Here is a 15,419-nt window from a genome sequence, read left to right as displayed (position 1 = left end):
CCGGTGGAGACCCCGGAACCATGAAACGCCGTCTCGCGGCGATGAACCTTGGCCTTGCCCGGCTTCGGTTCGCTTTGTCTGCCTTGGCTTGGATTGGGAGAACCCCGTTCCGCACTGCCGGCAATGAAGGTGTGCCTCTTCAGTAACCCCGGTCTTTGGACAACCGGCAGAGAACCAGAAAGGCCCGCACCGTCGTTGCTTCAAGGTGTCCTCGGTCTGGCGGTTGGCCGCTAAACCGACTGGAGGGGTTGGCTCCAGTTACCTTACCGATTTCCCTCACCATTCGAGGATCGGCGGACACCCACAGGCACGTGCGACTTTGGGCAAGCGCGATATAAGAGCGAAGCATTTCACAATCAATAAAAATCGTATCCCAGGTTGTAAAATTTCTGGCATCGAACAATGTTGGCGCAACCGTATCCGGATATCGAACGATGACAGGCACGCATGGCCCCTTCAACGCCTTCCTCGATCTCCGCCAGATGCCGGTGGCGCATGCCGAGCTCGGGCCGCTGGCCGGGCTGCGGCTGGCGGTCAAGGACATTTACGATGTTGCCGGCTACCGCACCGGTTGCGGCAATTTGCGAAAGTTCGCCGAAGGCCACACCGCTTCGCGCACGGCACTCGCCGTGCAGGTGATTCTCGACGCGGGCGCGCGTTTCGTCGGCAAGACCCAGACCGACGAGCTCGCCTTCGCCCTGTTCGGCCAGAACGCGCATTTTCCGTTTCCCGAGAATCCCGCGGCTCCCGATCGCGTCACCGGCGGCTCGTCGTCGGGGTCGGCGGCGGCGGTGGCGGGCAGGCTGGCCGACATCGCCACCGGCTCCGACACCGGGGGTTCGATCCGCGCGCCGGCGAGTTTCTGCGGGCTGATTGGCCTCCGCACCACGCATGGCCGCATTTCTCTCGACGGTACCATGCAACTGGCGCCGAGCTTCGACACGTTCGGCTGGTTCGCCGATGACATCGAGACCTACGAGACCGTCGGCAAGCTGCTGCTTGGCCGCGATCCGCACCAGCATTCGCTGGACCGCCCGCTGACGCTCGGCTGGCTGGACGAAATGGTCGCCCGGCCGGCGCTCGCCGAATATGCGGGAATGAAGGCGCTGGCGAGCAAGGTGTTCGGCACGCCGGCGACGCCGACGACGCGCTTCAGCTCTCCTCCTGATGAACTCTACTGGTGCTTCCGCCGGCTGCAGGCCAAGGAGGCCTGGACGGTGCATGGCGAATGGATCACCAGCGGCGAGCCCGACCTTGGGCCTGGGGTCGAAGAGCGGTTCGGCTTCGGCCGTGCCGTCGACGATCGCACGGCACAGGCCGAAAAAGTACGCCGGCTGACCTTTCGCGGTGAATTGAGCGCCCTGCTCGGCAAGGACGGTTTCCTTATTCTGCCGACGGTGCCGGGTCCGGCGCCTTATGTCGACAGCACACCCGAGCAGTTCCAGGCCTATCGCGAGCGCGCCTTGAACCTTCTGTGCCTGGCCGGGCTCTCCGGCTTTCCCCAAATCACCTTGCCGATCGGTTCGGTCGCCGGCGCACCGTTTGGACTTTCGCTGCTTGGCCCTTCCGGCAGCGACATTGCCCTGATACGGCTCGGCCGAAAACTTCTCGACGCAGCACAGAGGGCCTGAATAATGGACACGCTGACCCGCATGCGCGCCTTCATCGACGTCGTCGAGGCCGAGGGCTTTTCGGCGGCGGCGCGCAAGATCGGCCGCTCCAAGGCGCTGCTGTCGAAGTATGTGCGCGAGCTGGAGGACGAACTCGGCGCGCTGCTGCTGAACCGCACCACGCGCCAGTTCTCGATGACCGAGGCCGGCCACACCTACTACCGTCGCGCCTCGGAGATCGTGCGCGAAGTCGACAGCCTGGCCGACGCCGTGCGCGAGTCCTCAGGCGACGTGCGCGGCCGCATCAAGCTGTCGGCGCCGCGCACATTCGCCGACGCGCCGATCGGCCAGTCACTGATCGACTTCGCCAAGCAGTATCCCGACATCGTGCTTGATATCCAGCTCGACGACCGCTTCGTCGATCTCGTCGAGGAGGGCTTCGACCTCGCGGTGCGCATCTCGCGGCTGGAGAACTCGTCGCTGATCGCCAGACGGCTGGCGCCGTTCTCGATCAAGCTCTGCGCCTCGCCCGAACTGATCGCCAGGCATGGCATGCCGACACGGCCGCAGGATCTCGGCCACATGCCCTGCATCGTCGACACCAATGGCCGCGGCCTGAACAACTGGCCGTTCAAGGGCGACAATGGCGATCCGGTGAGCATCGCAGTGTCGGGCCCGATCGAGGTCAACAGCCCGATGGCCGCGCGCGCCGCGGCCTTGTCGGGGCTGGGATTTTGCATCCTGCCGGATTTCATCGCCGCGCCCGACCTCAAGAGCGGCCAATTGGTGGCGGTGCTCGACGACCGCATCCTGTCGGGCGGCGGCATCTTCGCCGTCTATCCGCATCGCCGCTATCTGCCGGCGAAGGTGCGCGTTTTCGTCGACTTCCTGGTGCAGTGGTTCAGGACGCGTGAGAGCGCCTGACCTGCCGCAGTCATCGAGGCGCGTCGCGCCGCGATGCGCTTTGAGTTCTCGTTGCCTGCGTGCCGTGTCCCAGAACCGCCGCGCACTTATGGGTGACATGCGCCGACAGTCCCAATTTCGCCCCCTTTCTGGTAACCTTCGGCAACTCTTTCCGAAAGCCAAGGGAATCGCGACCGCGAATGCATTTGAAACGGCACGCAATCACGCTGGCTTCGGCCTTGGCGGCGACTTTCGCCGCGACGGGACCGGCCGAGGTGCATCCGCACGTCTTCGCCGAGGCACGCCTCGACGTGATCCTGGCCCCGGATCACCAAAGTGTGAAAGCACTGCGCCATCTCTGGCGCTTCGACGATCTGTTTTCGAGTACGGTGATGATGGAGTTCGACAAGAACTCCGACCTGAAGCTTGACGACAAGGAGCTGAAGGAGGTCGCCGACACCGTTCATGCCTCACTGGCCGAGTTCAATTACTTCCAGCTCGTCACGCAGAACGGCAAGGACGTGGCGATGACGCCGCCGCCCCACCTGATGGCCAATTTCGACAACGACCAGTTGATCATCCTGTTCGAGTCCGAGCCGAAGGCGCCGATCAAGCTGACCGGCAAGATCGACATCGGCGTCTACGATCCGACCTTCTATACCGCGATCGACTTCACCGAGGATTCCAACATATCGGTCGAAGGCCTACCGTCGAACTGCGCGAGCAAGGTCATCCGGCCGGACCCGGACGAAGCCATCAAGGAAAACCAGAAGACCCTGACGGACGCCTTCTTCAACGATCCGACAGGCACCGACATGAGCAAGATCTTCGCCACCAAGCTCGAACTGACCTGTCAGCCAGAAGGATGAATCCGGTGACGAAACCGTCCCTGCGTTTGGCGTTCGGCCTGTTGGCCCTCACCTTTGCCATGATGCACTTCGCCGACGCCGCGCACGCCCAGAGTTCGCTCGGCATCGGCGTCAATGACGGCATGGCGCCCACCACCGGTCCGTTCGCCCATATCCTGATGTGGATCAATCTCAGGCAGCAGGAATTCTATCGCGCGCTGGCGACGGCCATGAAGGCGATGCGCCAGGACAACAGCAAGCTCTGGGTGCTCATCGGCCTGTCCTTCGCCTATGGCATTTTCCACGCCGCCGGCCCCGGCCACGGCAAGGCGGTGATCTCCTCCTACATGGTGGCCAACGAAGTGGCGCTGCGGCGCGGCATCCTTTTGTCCTTCGTCTCGGCGCTGTTGCAGGGCCTGACCGCGGTCGCGGTGATGGCGGTCGCCTATTTCGTCCTGCGCGGCACCGCCGTCTCCATGACCGACGCCGCCTGGTTCATGGAGATCATGAGCTTTGTTTTCGTCACCCTGTTCGGTGCGTGGCTGCTGTGGCGCAAGCTCGGCCCTTCGGTCCTGCGGCTGTTCGGGCGAGGCCCGGCCTACAGCCTGTCCGCGGCGCACGCGGGTCATTCGCACGCGGGCCATTCGCATGCGGGTCATTCGCATGCGGGTCATTCTCATGGCGCCCATTCCCATTCGCATGCCGTCCACAGCCACACCGCGCATTCGCACGCCCATGATGATCACGAGCATGCCCATGGCCATGCGCACGATCATCACGACCATGACCATCATCACGACCACGCGCACCATGATCATACCCATCACGATCATGGGGCGGGCGAGGTCTGCAAAACCTGCGGCCACTCGCATGCGCCGGATCCGGCGCTGCTGTCGGGAGACCGCTTCGACTGGCGCACCGCCTGGACGGCGGTGGCCGCCGTCGGCATCCGCCCCTGCTCAGGCGCGCTGATCGTGCTGAGCTTCGCGCTGCTCAACGGGCTCTGGCTCGGCGGCCTGCTGTCGGTGCTTGCCATGTCGATCGGCACCGCCATCACCGTCTCGGCGCTGGCGACGATCGCGGTAACGGCCAAGAACTGGGCGGTCTATTTCGCCGGCGATGGCCGCATGGGCAACCGTATCCACTCGATCGTCGAGATCGGCGGCGCCGCCTTCGTCTTCCTGTTCGGATTGCTGCTGCTGTCGGCGAGCCTGACGGGCAGCGTCTAGGCCTCCACCACGATCGAACGGGTGGCTGCGGACCTCTAACCAGGTATCTAGCCGCCGAGCTCATCCTCGATATGGGCGCGGATGATCTCGTCGAAACTCTTCTCGGCGCTGAAGCCGAGTTCCCTTGACCGCCGCGCCTCGAACCGGGTCGGCCAGCCCTTGACGATCGCCCAGATCGTCTCGTCCGGAACCTCGCGGACCAGGCTTGCCGTCTTCGATCCGGCAATGCGTTCCAGCGCCTCGATCTGCTCGCCGACGGTGACGGCGACGCCCGGCATCGTCAGGTTGCGGCGTGGCCCGACGGCAGCACCGTCGATGCCAGCCGCATGGATCAGGAAATTCACCGCCGAGCGCGGGCTGGCATGGGTGTGCACGACCGAGCGCGGCACCGGCAGGATCGCCTCCTGCCCGCTCAGCGGTTCGCGGATGATGCCGGAGAAGAAGCCCGAGGCCGCCTTGTTCGGCTTGCCCGGCCGCACGCAGATCGTCGGCAGCCGGATGCCGATCCCGTCGAAGAAGCCGCGCCTGGAGTAGTCGGCGAGCAGCGCTTCGCTCATCTGCTTCTGGGTGCCGTAGGAGGTCAGCGGCGTCGGGTGGAATTCATCGGGTATGACATCCGGGAACGGCGCGCCGAACACCGCGATCGACGAGGTGAAGACGACGCGCGGCGCGAAGCCGCCCAGGCGGATGGCGTCAAACAGCGCGCGCGTGCCGTCGAGGTTGACGCGGTAGCCGAGGTCGAAATTCGCTTCCGCCTCACCCGACACGACGCCGGCGAGGTGGAAGACGACATCGGGACGCGACGCAGCCAGGCTCTCGGCGGCGCCCGCATCGGCAAGGTCACCGGTGTGTAGGCTGATGCTGACGCCGTCCATGGCCGGCGCCTGCGGTGGCACGATGTCGTGCAGATCGAGCGCGGTGATCTTCTTGCCCCGCAGCGTGCCGTCCTTGGCCAGCCGGGCGATGAGCTTGCGGCCGATCATGCCCGCGGCGCCGGTGATCAGAATGCGCATGTCCGATATCCCTTACTTGTCCCGATTTTTGCGCTGGGTGCGCGCGCGCAGCCAGAACACCAAGAAAAACGCCAGCACGAAGACGGTGCCGAAGATACCCGCCAGCACAGTCGAAAAACTGCCGAGTGCCAACATCACGGTCGGCAAGTAGAAGGCGGCAATGCCGAACAGAAGCATGATCCATATCGCCGCGATGGCCGCATTGCGCGTGTCACGGTCCATCATGCCGCACCGGAGCGGCGGTCGTTCATCGGCCTAAGTTTCAAAGCTGGGGAACTCCTGAGGCAGGTCCGATCGAAGGTCATCGACCGGACTGACCGTGATGCGCAGCCGCGTCGTGCTCATGCTCATGATCGTGGTAGTGGTCGTCGCCATCGTCGGCGCACTGGCCGAATTCCGGTTCCACGGTGGCATGGCTGATGCCGTGTTCGCTGGCAAGCCGCTTCTTGATGGCGCTGACGGCCTGATGCGCATCGACGCCCTCGTCGAGGCACGCATGCAGCGTCGCCATGCTGCTTGTCCCGTCGATCGACCAGATATGCATATGATGCACTTCGCGCACGCCCTCGACCGTTGCCTGGATGTCCCCGGCGATGAGGTCGCGGTCGAGGCTTGGCGGTACGCCTTCGAGCAGGACGTGGGCGGCGGCACGCATCAGCGACCAGGCGGTGGACAGGATCAGCAACGAGACCAGCACGGAGAGGATCGGGTCGATCGGCGTCCAGCCGGTCGCCAGGATGACCAGTGCCGCCACGATCGCGGCGGCCGAGCCGAGCAGATCGCCAAGCACATGCAGGATGGCACCGCGCATGTTGAGGTTGTCTCGATCGCCGCCATGCAGCACCAGGAAGGAGCCTATATTGACCAGCAGGCCGAGGATCGCCACCACCAGCATCGGTCCACCCAGCACCGGCGCCGGTGTCTGCAGGCGATCCCAAGCCTCGTAGACGATCCACAGCGCGATGACGAAGATGGCGATGCCGTTGGTGTAGGCCACCAGCGTCTTGACCCGGCCGAAGCCGTAGGTGAGCTGGCCGGTCGCTGGCCGGCTTGCCAGATGGAAGGCGTACCACGCCAGGCCGAGCGCAATGGCGTCGGCGAGCATGTGGCCGGCATCGGCCAGCAGCGCCAGTGACCCCGTAAACAGACCGCCGAGCGCCTCGGCAACCATGAAGCCGGCGGTAAGGCAGGCCGCGATCAGGACGCGCTTCTTGTCGGTCGAGCCATGCACATGGCCGGCGCCATGGTCATGGCCGCCGTGATCCTGCCCGCCGTGATCGTGGGTATGCGACAAATGGCAAACTCCCGTTAGGCGCCGAATTCCGCGCGAAAATCCTCGAGCCGCCTCTTCTGCTGGCCGTCGCCATCGAAATTGGCCGGATCGAGCCAAGCTTCATAAGCCTTGCGCAGAGCCGGCCATTCCTTGTCGATGATCGAATACCACGCGGTGTCGCGGTTTTCACCCTTGACGATGAGATGCTGGCGGAAAATGCCCTCGAACTTGAAGCCGAACCGTTCCGCCGCGCGCTTCGACGGGTCGTTGCGGTTGTTGCACTTCCATTCGTAGCGGCGATAGCCGAGTTCGTCGAAGATGTATTTCATGAACAGGAACTGCGCTTCCGTCGCCGCCGGCTTGCGCGAGATGAGCGGTCCCCAATAGATGTTGCCGATTTCGATGACGCCATAGGCCGGTTCGATGCGCATCAGCGTCTGGCGTCCCGCGATCTTGCCGCTGGCCTTGTCGATGACGGCGAAGAACAGCGGATCCTCGCTCGCCTCCACCTTATCCAGCCATGGCTGGAAGGCAGCGCGGGTTTCCGGCGGATGGTCGGGCAACCAGGCAAAGCGGCCACCGACGTCGGATACGGACGAGGCTTCGTAGAGACCGTCGCCGTGCTTCGCGGCGTTCAGCGGCTCAAGCCTGACGGTCCGTCCCTCCAGCACCTTGCGCTCGGGCCGAGGACGTGGCTGCCAGTTTTCAAGATTTTCCGACACCAGAATCTCCAATCCGTTGACTTTTGCGAGCGGACGCTCACAAAAACGCTGCCGCAGAGTAAGAACCACAGGGACGGGAAAAATGCTCCACACGATTTCGGCCTTCGACCGTCTCGGCGAGGAAAATGCATTCGCGGTGCTGGCGCGAGCAACGGCACTTGCCCAACAGGGCCGCGACATCGTCAACCTCGGCATCGGCCAACCAGACTTCAAGACCCCGCAGCACATCGTCGAGGCGGCGATCAAGGCGCTGCGTGACGGCCACCATGGCTACACGCCCGCCAACGGCCTTTTGGCCACGCGCGAGGCGGTGGTGCGCCGCACGCTGACCACCACCGGCGTCGAGGTCTCGCCGGAGGCGGTGATGATCATGCCCGGCGGCAAGCCGACCATGTTCGCCGCCATCCTGATGTTCGGCGAACCGGGTGCGGAGATCCTCTATCCCGACCCCGGCTTTCCCATCTACCGCTCGATGATCGAGTTCACCGGTGCGACCCCCATTCCCGTGCCGATGCGCGAGGAGAACGGCTTCGCCTTCTCGGCCGAGGAGACGCTGGCGCTGATCACCTCGAAGACCAGGCTGCTGATCCTCAACTCGCCGGCCAATCCGACCGGTGGCGTCACGCCCCGCGCCGAGATCGAGAAGCTGGTCAAGGGGCTGGAGAAGCACCCTGACGTCGCCATCCTCTCCGACGAGATCTATGACGTGATGACCTATGACGGCGAGACACATTGCTCGCTGCTCGCCTACCCCGAAATCCGCGACCGGCTGATCGTGCTCAACGGCTGGTCGAAGACCTGGGCGATGACCGGCTGGCGCATGGGCTGGTCGATCTGGCCGAACGGCGACAAGGGCGCCCATCTCTACGACAAGGTACGCAAGCTGGCGGTCAATTGCTGGTCCTGCGTCAACGCGCCCAGCCAGTTCGCCGGCATCGCGGCCATCGACGGCCCCCAAGACGACGTCGACACGATGATGCGCGCCTTCGACAACCGCCGCAAGATCGTGGTCGACGGCCTGAACGCCTTGCCAAACATTTCCTGTATCACGCCCAAGGGCGCCTTCTATGCCTTCCCCAACGTCTCGAAGACCGGCTGGAAGGCCAAGAAGCTCGCCTCGGCCCTGCTCGACGAGGCCGGCGTGGCGCTGATCGGCGGCCCCGATTTCGGCATTCTCGGAGAAGGCTATATCAGGCTCTCCTACGCCAACTCCGAGGAAAACATCCTGCGCGCGCTGGAGCGGATCGGGACGTTCCTCGCCAAGTGAGCGTCAAGGCAGGGCGCGCTTGCTCCATCAATCTCCCTCCGCGCCAGTGTCGGCTGCGATGACGGTGTCATGATCCGTCCGGAGGCTCACGGCCAAGGCTGGGCGAGCCTGTCGGGAATCGCTACGGTCCCTGGATCAGGATCGAATTGGGGTGCCCCGGATGTTCTATGCAATCCTTGCCTATCACGTGGAAGACGCGATCAAGGCGCTGACGCCGCAAGAGGATGCGGCACTGATGGCTGAGTTGCTGAAGATCAACACCCGGCTTCATGCGGAAGGCACCCTTGGACCGTCCGCGCGTTTGGGGGCGACACAGGATGCCTTCACTTTGCGCGGCCCGGGCGACGGTGTGGTCATCGATGGGCCTTTCGCCGAGACCAAGGAACAGTTGCTCGGCCTCTATGTCGTCGACTGTGACACCAGAGACGATGCCATCGCGATCGCCCGTGACCTTCGCAGTGTCAATCCTACCGCCGTTTACGAGATCAGGCCGATTCTACTGTTCAGGCCCGGCGTGCCGCTGGCGGGCAAGTGAGCCGGCGGCGAAAAGCCATGCCGGTGCCCGTCGTCACCCACGCCCGACGAACGGCATCTTGGTCGCCATCACAGTCATGAACAGCACATTGGCGTCGAGCGGCAGGCTGGCCATGTGCACGACCGCATCGGCGACGCGCTGGACATCCATCACCGCTTCGGCTGATATCGAGCCATTGGCCTGCGGCACGCCGACGGTCATCGGCTGCGCCATGTCGGTCAGCGCATTGCCGATGTCGATCTGGCCGCAGGCGATATCAAAGGGGCGGCCATCCAGCGCCAGCGTCTTGGTCAGCCCCGTAATCGCGTGCTTGGTCGCCGTATAGGGCACCGAGCCCGGACGGGGCGCATAGGCCGACACCGAGCCATTGTTGATGATGCGGCCGCCCATCGGCTTCTGCTTGCGCATGGCGCCGAAGGCGGCGCGCGCGCACAGGAACGAACCGGTGAGATTGACGCCGACAATATCGTTCCAAACCTCGACCGGGATCTCGTCGATCGGTGTCGACTTGTAGCCCATGCCGGCATTGTTGAAGAGCAGGTCGACACGGCCGAAAGCCTCCGCCACCGTCTCGAACAGATCGTCGACCTCACCGGCCTTGCTGATGTCGCAGGCAACCGCCAATGCCTTGGCCTCGGTCGAACCGATCTCGGCGATCGCGGCATCCAGCACCGGCTTGCGGCGTCCGCAGAACACAGTGTTCCAGCCCGCCCTGAGCAATGCCGTGGCGACGCTCTTGCCGATTCCGGTGCCGGCGCCGGTGACGATGGCGGTTTTTTGCTCGGTCATGGCAGTTGTCCTCCGGCAGCGCTGTCCGTGCTCGCTTGGTCTACAAGTTTGGTTCGAGTGGAGAAGGCATCGCAAATGACGGCGGCGATGGCAAGCGCGGGCGCCGGGACATGCCCTCGAAAAATGGAACTCGTTTCCTTGGAGGAAGCCCGGCGAGCGCCGACAAAAAGGGCGGTCATTGGCGACCGCCCTGATCTGAACCGGGCTTGGGAGGAGGAAAGCCGATCCGACTGTGTAGAATCATGCGCTTCCTGGGTTAACGAAAGGTTAACGCCGGGAGGCCCCCGCCTGTCCCGTTTTGGCCTACCAGCGCGGGTTGGGTGAGGTCCCAGCCTTTGCCGCCGGCACTTTCGCCGCCGACACCGTCGCCTCGACATGGTCGACCAGCGCATCCGGCAGGCCAAGGCGCCCGGCAAGCAGGTCGAGGTAACCGCGCTCGGCGCGCGTGTCGGGGTCGATGGTGAGGCGCGACGCCGTATAGAGTTCGAGCTTCTGCGCGTCGGTCTTGGCGCCGGCCACCAGCGTGTCGAAGTCGAGCGGGCTCTCCAACTCCGCCATCAGGAATTTTTCCGCATCGGAGCCGATCCCGGCAAGGCTGAGCTTGCCGGCGATCTTCTGGCGTTCCTCGTCGTCGACATGGCCGTCGGCCTTGGCCGCCGAGATCATCGCCCGCACCAGGGTCAGCGTGAACTCATCCTCGCCTTGCGGCGCCTGCGACGGGTGGAAAGCGGTATCCTTGGGTGGCGGCAGCAATTCCGGCTCGCCCGCGGCGGGCGCCTGTTCCGGTGTGTTGCCGGCCTTGTAGTTCTGATAGGCCTTGTAGGCGAGGCCACCGATGGCGGCCAGGCCCCCGAGCTTCACCGCGGCACCCGTCACCTGCCGGCCGGCACCCGTTCCAAGCAGCACGGCGGCCAATGCACCGGCGGCCAGCGGATTGTCCTTGGCCATCTGCACGGCTTGTCCGGCCTTGTCGCGGACGGTGCCGCTGGTGCCGGGAACTTGCGAGCCGAGCAGATCGTCGAGAAGCTTCTTGGGATCGAACATCAATGCCTCCAGGATTTGCCCGGCCGAACGGGCGGGTTTCGAACGCCGAAGACGTAGGTCCCGAAGCTTGACATTGCAATGACAGGTGGCCGCTTTGCCGGCCCGGCACCTCATTAGGATCCGATGTGTGGTCCCCTGCCCCGGGCTTGCGCGAGTTCGACCTGCCGCTGGCGCTCTGCGTAGCGCTTGCGGTCTTCATCCGAGCGGGCGTCGAAGCAATGCGGACACGAAACTCCGGCGGCATATTTCGGCGACATCAGGTCGCTCTCCGTCAGCGGATGTCGGCACGCGCGGCACAATTCCGCACCGCCCTCCGCGAGGCCGTGCGACACCGAAACCCGCTCGTCGAAGACGAAGCATTCGCCCTGCCACAGGCTCTGCTCCGCCGGCACCTGCTCGAGATATTTGAGGATACCGCCCCTGAGATGGAATACGTCCTTGAAGCCGAGCGACTTCACATAGGCGGTCGCCTTTTCGCAGCGTATGCCGCCGGTGCAGAACATCGCCACCTTGCGGCCTTCGAGATCCGCCCGGTGCGCTTCCACCCAGGCCGGGAATTCGCGGAAGCTCGCCGTCGCCGGATCGACGGCGCCCTTGAAGGTGCCGATCGAGACCTCATAGGCGTTGCGCGTATCGATGACGATCGTGTCGGGCTGCGAGATCAGCGCATTCCAGTCGCCAGGCTCCACATAGGTGCCCGCGCTTGTCGCCGGGTCGATGGTCTCGACACCCATGGTGACGATCTCGCGCTTCAGCCGCACCTTCATGCGGTGGAACGGCATGGACGCGGCGCTGCTGTACTTGACCTCGAGGCCCGACAGGCCGTCGATCGTTTCGATGTGCTCGATCAGCGCGGCGATCGCTTCATCGCTGCCGGCGACCGTGCCGTTGATGCCCTCATGCGCCAGGAGCAGCGTGCCTTTGATGCCGCGTCCGCAGCAGAAGGCCGCAAGCGGCGAGCGCAACGCCTCGAAAGCGTCGAGCCGGGCAAAGCGGTAGAGCGCGGCGACGCGGACTGGCTGGGATGGCGCGGGCAGTGTTGTCATTGCCAGAGCAACTAGACGCTCGTGGAGACCGATTCAAGGTGAAACGGGTTCGGGCCGACTGTCATGGCCTTGTCGGGAAAGAACCTTTAAGCTCGGCGGCAACGCGTGACATCGCGCCGCGACCGGTTCCGTGGACAGGGCAATACCCGTCTGCTAATCGGTTGAAATTCGCCTCGATGCTGCCCTCGACAAGGAGAGACTGATGCCCAGCAAGACCGAGAAACTCCTGTCGCTCCTCAATGGCCAGCCGGTCATTCCCGTGTTGAAGATCGCCAATGTAGCCGATGCGGTGCCGCTGGCCCGTGCTCTGGCGCGTGGCGGTTTGCCGGCGATCGAGATCACGCTCAGGACCGCGGATGCGCTCGAGGCGATCCGCCGCGTGGCGGGCGAGGTCGAGGAAGCCATCGTCGGCGCCGGCACCATTCTGGACGGCAAGCAGTTCGACGAGGCGGCCGGTGCCGGTTCGCGCTTCATCGTCAGTCCCGGCATCACCCGCGAGCTTCTGGCGGCCGCCGCCGACAGCCAGGTTCCGTTGCTGCCCGGCGCCATCACGCCCGGCGAGATTATGGCGGCGCGCGAAGCCGGCCTGCGCTTCCTGAAGTTCTTCCCGGCCGAACAGTCCGGCGGCATCGCTTCGCTCAAGGCTTTTGCCTCGCCGCTGGCCGACGTCAAATTCTGCCCGACCGGCGGCATCACCGGCAAGAACGCCGCCGACTATCTCAGCCTGTCCAATGTCATCTGCGTCGGCGGCTCGTGGGTGGCGCCCGACGACATGGTCAAGGCCGGCAAGTGGGACGAGATCGAAGCTCTCGCACGCGCTGCCAGCAAACTCGCGAAATAGCCTTTCCGGACGGCACGAAAGAACCCGGACGACTCGCGTCGACCGGGCCTCTTTGACTGGCTAGACGCGGTTAGTTGCAGACTTTGACCGTCTCGGCCACCTTGCGATGATGCCGCCAGTGCGTCACCATCCTGGTCCGGCAGTGCTTCTTCATCTGCATATGATTGTCGGTCTTGACGACAACTGTCTCCGCCTGTGACGGAGCGACCGCGGCCAATGCCGCCACCAGTGCCAGAACTGATGCCAATAGAATTCTTTTCATGAAGATCGCCAGTTGGAACGCACCCACCTCAACCCGGAAACGGCTCGGCTGTTCCAGCTTCACGAGAAGTTCAGCCGGGCGTGATCCTACAGGATCAAGGCACCGCACGCGTCGTGCCTTGGACGGCAAAAAGCCGCGCGGGTCGCCCGGCGCGGCTTCGCCAATATTGTGGCCTGTGGCTACTTCGTCTGGAAGCGGGCGACCGACATGAACTTGACGGCATTGCCGGTAAAACGGCTCGCGTCGGCCATCTGGTTGCTCGGCTGGAAGCCGGCCGTATAGACCTCGCTCGGCGGCGTATGCACGATGCTGTAGGCGTAGCCCGGCGCGGTCGTCGCGCTCGAAACGGTGGCGACGTTCTCGCCGCTGGTCAGCGCCCAGCGGGCGGCCTGCGGCGCCGCGGCCACAACCACGGCCCTGGGGCCAGGCTTCTGATCGCGGGCGGTGGCCCTTGCTTCCTTGCGGGTCGTCTTCACGCCGGCGCCGATCGCGGCGGCCGGGTCGGAACCGGCAGGACGGGCGGCAACAGCCTGGCGCGGCGACGCCGCATCGACACCAGACGGATCGTTGAACGCCGAACGCGGTTCTTCGGCCAGCGAAGCCACCTGATATTCGTCGGCGGTGCCGGCCTGGGCGTTGGCCTCGTCGAGCACGGCCTTGACAGCATCCGGCTTGGTCGGCTCGGGACGCGCTGTCGGCAGCACGGAGAACGCATCCGTCGCGGTCTTGCCCTGGTCAGCCGTATCGGCCAGCGCCATCAGCACATCCTTGCTGGGCGGCGATGCGAGATCGGCCGGCAGCGAGCGCTCGGGGCGCCATGTCGGCAGCGGGATGTTGTTGAGGGCAACCTGCGCCGGATCGGCAGCCGCGGCTTCCGCGATCGCTGCCGGATCGGACTTGCCGAAAGGCATGTTCGCCGGTGCCTGCGCGGTCGCCACTGCCTGTTCGGTGGTGGCCGTGGCGTCCGCCATGGCGAAGGGAACATTCTCAGGCGGCTGTGCGCCGACATCGGCCTTCGGCCGCGGCGCGAAATCGGGCAGCGGGATCTCCTTGGCCGGCAGCGCCGCGATGATCGTCTCCGGCGTGTTCTTCTCCGGTTCCGGAGCCTGCTCGTCGGCAACCTGCGGAATCTCGGCGCGCTGGGCATTCTCGGGGGCCACGATGGCGATACCGGGCAGGTTGCTGCTCTTGGCGGTCGCGGCCGGCTTCAGATTTCCAGCCTTGGGCGCAGGTGCGGCCGAAGCGGTTTCCACGTCGGCACTATCGTCGGCCTCGTCGTCGCCACCGCCGCCGAAGAAGGCAGCGAGGAACCCGCCGGATTTCTTGCCGCTGCCGCCAGCGCTGGCCATTTCGATATTCGGTGTGCCGGAACCCTTGCGCGACTTGTAGGAGGCGAGCGCCTGTTCATAGCCGGGCAGCGGCCGGCCGTCGCTCGGCACATGCAGCGTCTTGCCATTGGGGAACAGGCTGACCAGTTCCTGGCGGCTGATGCCGGGCCAGTGGCGCACATTACCGACATCCATGTGGACGAATGGCGAACCGGAGGTCGGGTAATAACCGACGCCACCGCCCTGCATCTTGAGGCCGATGTTGCGCAGCTTCTTCAGCGGCACGCCGGGAATATAGAAATCCATCGCCTTGCCGAGCATATGCTGGCTCTTCTCGGCGACACCGCGGCTGCGGCTGCGCAGCATCGAATTGGTCGACGGCGAACGGTAGCCGCAGACGACTTGGATGTAGTCGGTGGCGCCGCTTTCACGATACGCCTCCCAGACCAGATCCAGCAGACGCGGGTCCATCTTGGTCGGCTCGTTGCGGCGCCAGTCGCGCAGGATGATGTTGATCTTCCTCAGGCCCTCGGGAACGTAGCGGCCATTGCGCTTGTAGACGATCTCCGCCTTCTCGTGCGTGTGGAGATGGTAGAGCTTCAGTGAACGAACTTCGGCCTGGGCGCCCGTGGCGGCCGCGGCAACAAAACCAAATGCGACAATCACCGCCGCCAACCATCTCGGCCAGACGCTCAAATGATAGTGCCGC

General features: G+C 64.7%; 16 protein-coding genes. 7 read left to right on the top strand and 9 right to left on the bottom strand.

From position 1 onward, the window contains the following. Nucleotides 1-434: 434 nt before the first annotated feature. The 4 genes from EJ077_RS05910 (at nt 435) to EJ077_RS05895 (ending at nt 4,590) form a co-directional block, all read left to right on the top strand. Complete coding sequence (locus EJ077_RS05910) at nt 435-1,631, top strand: amidase (protein ID WP_208700376.1); 1,197 nt, start codon at nt 435-437, stop codon at nt 1,629-1,631. Nucleotides 1,632-1,634: 3 nt separating this feature from the next. Next, on the top strand, nt 1,635-2,534 hold the full coding sequence (locus EJ077_RS05905; protein ID WP_208700374.1) for a LysR family transcriptional regulator: 900 nt from the start codon (nt 1,635-1,637) through the stop codon (nt 2,532-2,534). A gap of 179 nt (nt 2,535-2,713) precedes the next feature. Continuing rightward, on the top strand, nt 2,714-3,382 hold the full coding sequence (locus EJ077_RS05900; RefSeq protein WP_208700372.1) for a DUF1007 family protein: 669 nt from the start codon (nt 2,714-2,716) through the stop codon (nt 3,380-3,382). Further along, the gene (locus tag EJ077_RS05895) at nt 3,379-4,590 is read left to right on the top strand and encodes a nickel/cobalt transporter (protein ID WP_208700370.1); all 1,212 of its coding nucleotides are present in this window, start codon (nt 3,379-3,381) and stop codon (nt 4,588-4,590) included. The genes EJ077_RS05900 and EJ077_RS05895 overlap by 4 nt, the downstream gene beginning before the upstream one ends. A 47-nt stretch (nt 4,591-4,637) precedes the next feature. On the opposite strand, the gene denD is transcribed toward EJ077_RS05895, so the two are convergent. The 4 genes from denD to EJ077_RS05875 all read right to left on the bottom strand — a co-directional run bounded on the left by denD (nt 4,638) and on the right by EJ077_RS05875 (nt 7,598). After that, a complete protein-coding gene (gene denD, locus EJ077_RS05890) occupies nt 4,638-5,603 on the bottom strand; it encodes a D-erythronate dehydrogenase (RefSeq protein ID WP_208700368.1) in 966 nt (321 codons plus the stop codon). Nucleotides 5,604-5,615: 12 nt separating this feature from the next. Next, nucleotides 5,616-5,828, bottom strand: coding sequence for a hypothetical protein (locus tag EJ077_RS05885; RefSeq protein ID WP_208700366.1), 213 nt, complete (start codon nt 5,826-5,828; stop codon nt 5,616-5,618). 76 nt (nt 5,829-5,904) lie between these two features. Then, nucleotides 5,905-6,897 carry a cation diffusion facilitator family transporter gene (locus EJ077_RS05880; RefSeq protein WP_208700364.1) on the bottom strand — a complete coding sequence of 331 codons (993 nt, stop codon included), beginning with the start codon at nt 6,895-6,897 and terminating at the stop codon, nt 5,905-5,907. A 14-nt stretch (nt 6,898-6,911) separates the two neighbouring features. Continuing rightward, nucleotides 6,912-7,598: a GNAT family N-acetyltransferase gene (locus EJ077_RS05875; RefSeq protein WP_208700362.1), complete on the bottom strand. Its 687-nt coding sequence runs from the start codon at nt 7,596-7,598 to the stop codon at nt 6,912-6,914. 82 nt (nt 7,599-7,680) lie between these two features. Here EJ077_RS05875 and EJ077_RS05870 point away from each other — a divergent pair, with 82 nt between their 5' ends. Both EJ077_RS05870 and EJ077_RS05865 read left to right on the top strand, forming a co-directional pair. Continuing rightward, nucleotides 7,681-8,865 carry a pyridoxal phosphate-dependent aminotransferase gene (locus EJ077_RS05870; RefSeq protein ID WP_208700360.1) on the top strand — a complete coding sequence of 395 codons (1,185 nt, stop codon included), beginning with the start codon at nt 7,681-7,683 and terminating at the stop codon, nt 8,863-8,865. A gap of 160 nt (nt 8,866-9,025) precedes the next feature. Continuing rightward, on the top strand, nt 9,026-9,400 hold the full coding sequence (locus EJ077_RS05865) for a YciI family protein (protein ID WP_208700359.1): 375 nt from the start codon (nt 9,026-9,028) through the stop codon (nt 9,398-9,400). Nucleotides 9,401-9,433: 33 nt separating this feature from the next. Here EJ077_RS05865 and EJ077_RS05860 read toward each other — a convergent pair whose 3' ends face one another. The 3 genes from EJ077_RS05860 to EJ077_RS05850 all read right to left on the bottom strand — a co-directional run bounded on the left by EJ077_RS05860 (nt 9,434) and on the right by EJ077_RS05850 (nt 12,279). Continuing rightward, nucleotides 9,434-10,189, bottom strand: a complete 756-nt coding sequence (locus tag EJ077_RS05860; RefSeq protein WP_208700357.1) for an SDR family oxidoreductase — start codon at nt 10,187-10,189, stop codon at nt 9,434-9,436. Between the two features lie 303 nt (nt 10,190-10,492). Beyond that, nucleotides 10,493-11,233: a tellurite resistance TerB family protein gene (locus EJ077_RS05855; protein WP_208700355.1), complete on the bottom strand. Its 741-nt coding sequence runs from the start codon at nt 11,231-11,233 to the stop codon at nt 10,493-10,495. Nucleotides 11,234-11,346: 113 nt separating this feature from the next. Next, the gene (locus EJ077_RS05850; protein WP_208700354.1) at nt 11,347-12,279 is read right to left on the bottom strand and encodes a rhodanese-related sulfurtransferase; all 933 of its coding nucleotides are present in this window, start codon (nt 12,277-12,279) and stop codon (nt 11,347-11,349) included. 202 nt (nt 12,280-12,481) lie between these two features. On the opposite strand from EJ077_RS05850, the gene EJ077_RS05845 reads away from it, so the two are divergent. Continuing rightward, a complete protein-coding gene (locus tag EJ077_RS05845) occupies nt 12,482-13,120 on the top strand; it encodes a 2-dehydro-3-deoxy-phosphogluconate aldolase (RefSeq protein WP_208700352.1) in 639 nt (212 codons plus the stop codon). A 70-nt stretch (nt 13,121-13,190) separates the two neighbouring features. On the opposite strand, the gene EJ077_RS05840 is transcribed toward EJ077_RS05845, so the two are convergent. Both EJ077_RS05840 and EJ077_RS05835 read right to left on the bottom strand, forming a co-directional pair. Further along, complete coding sequence (locus EJ077_RS05840; RefSeq protein ID WP_245458649.1) at nt 13,191-13,445, bottom strand: hypothetical protein; 255 nt, start codon at nt 13,443-13,445, stop codon at nt 13,191-13,193. Nucleotides 13,446-13,561: 116 nt separating this feature from the next. After that, on the bottom strand, nt 13,562-15,376 hold the full coding sequence (locus EJ077_RS05835) for a DUF882 domain-containing protein (RefSeq protein ID WP_245458648.1): 1,815 nt from the start codon (nt 15,374-15,376) through the stop codon (nt 13,562-13,564). Nucleotides 15,377-15,419 lie beyond the last annotated feature (43 nt).

It is taken from the genome of Mesorhizobium sp. M8A.F.Ca.ET.057.01.1.1, from assembly GCF_003952565.1.
Taxonomy (GTDB): Bacteria; Pseudomonadota; Alphaproteobacteria; order Rhizobiales; family Rhizobiaceae; genus Mesorhizobium.
Note: the sequence above shows the minus strand (reverse complement) of the source record. Positions and strands in the feature narration are given on the sequence as shown.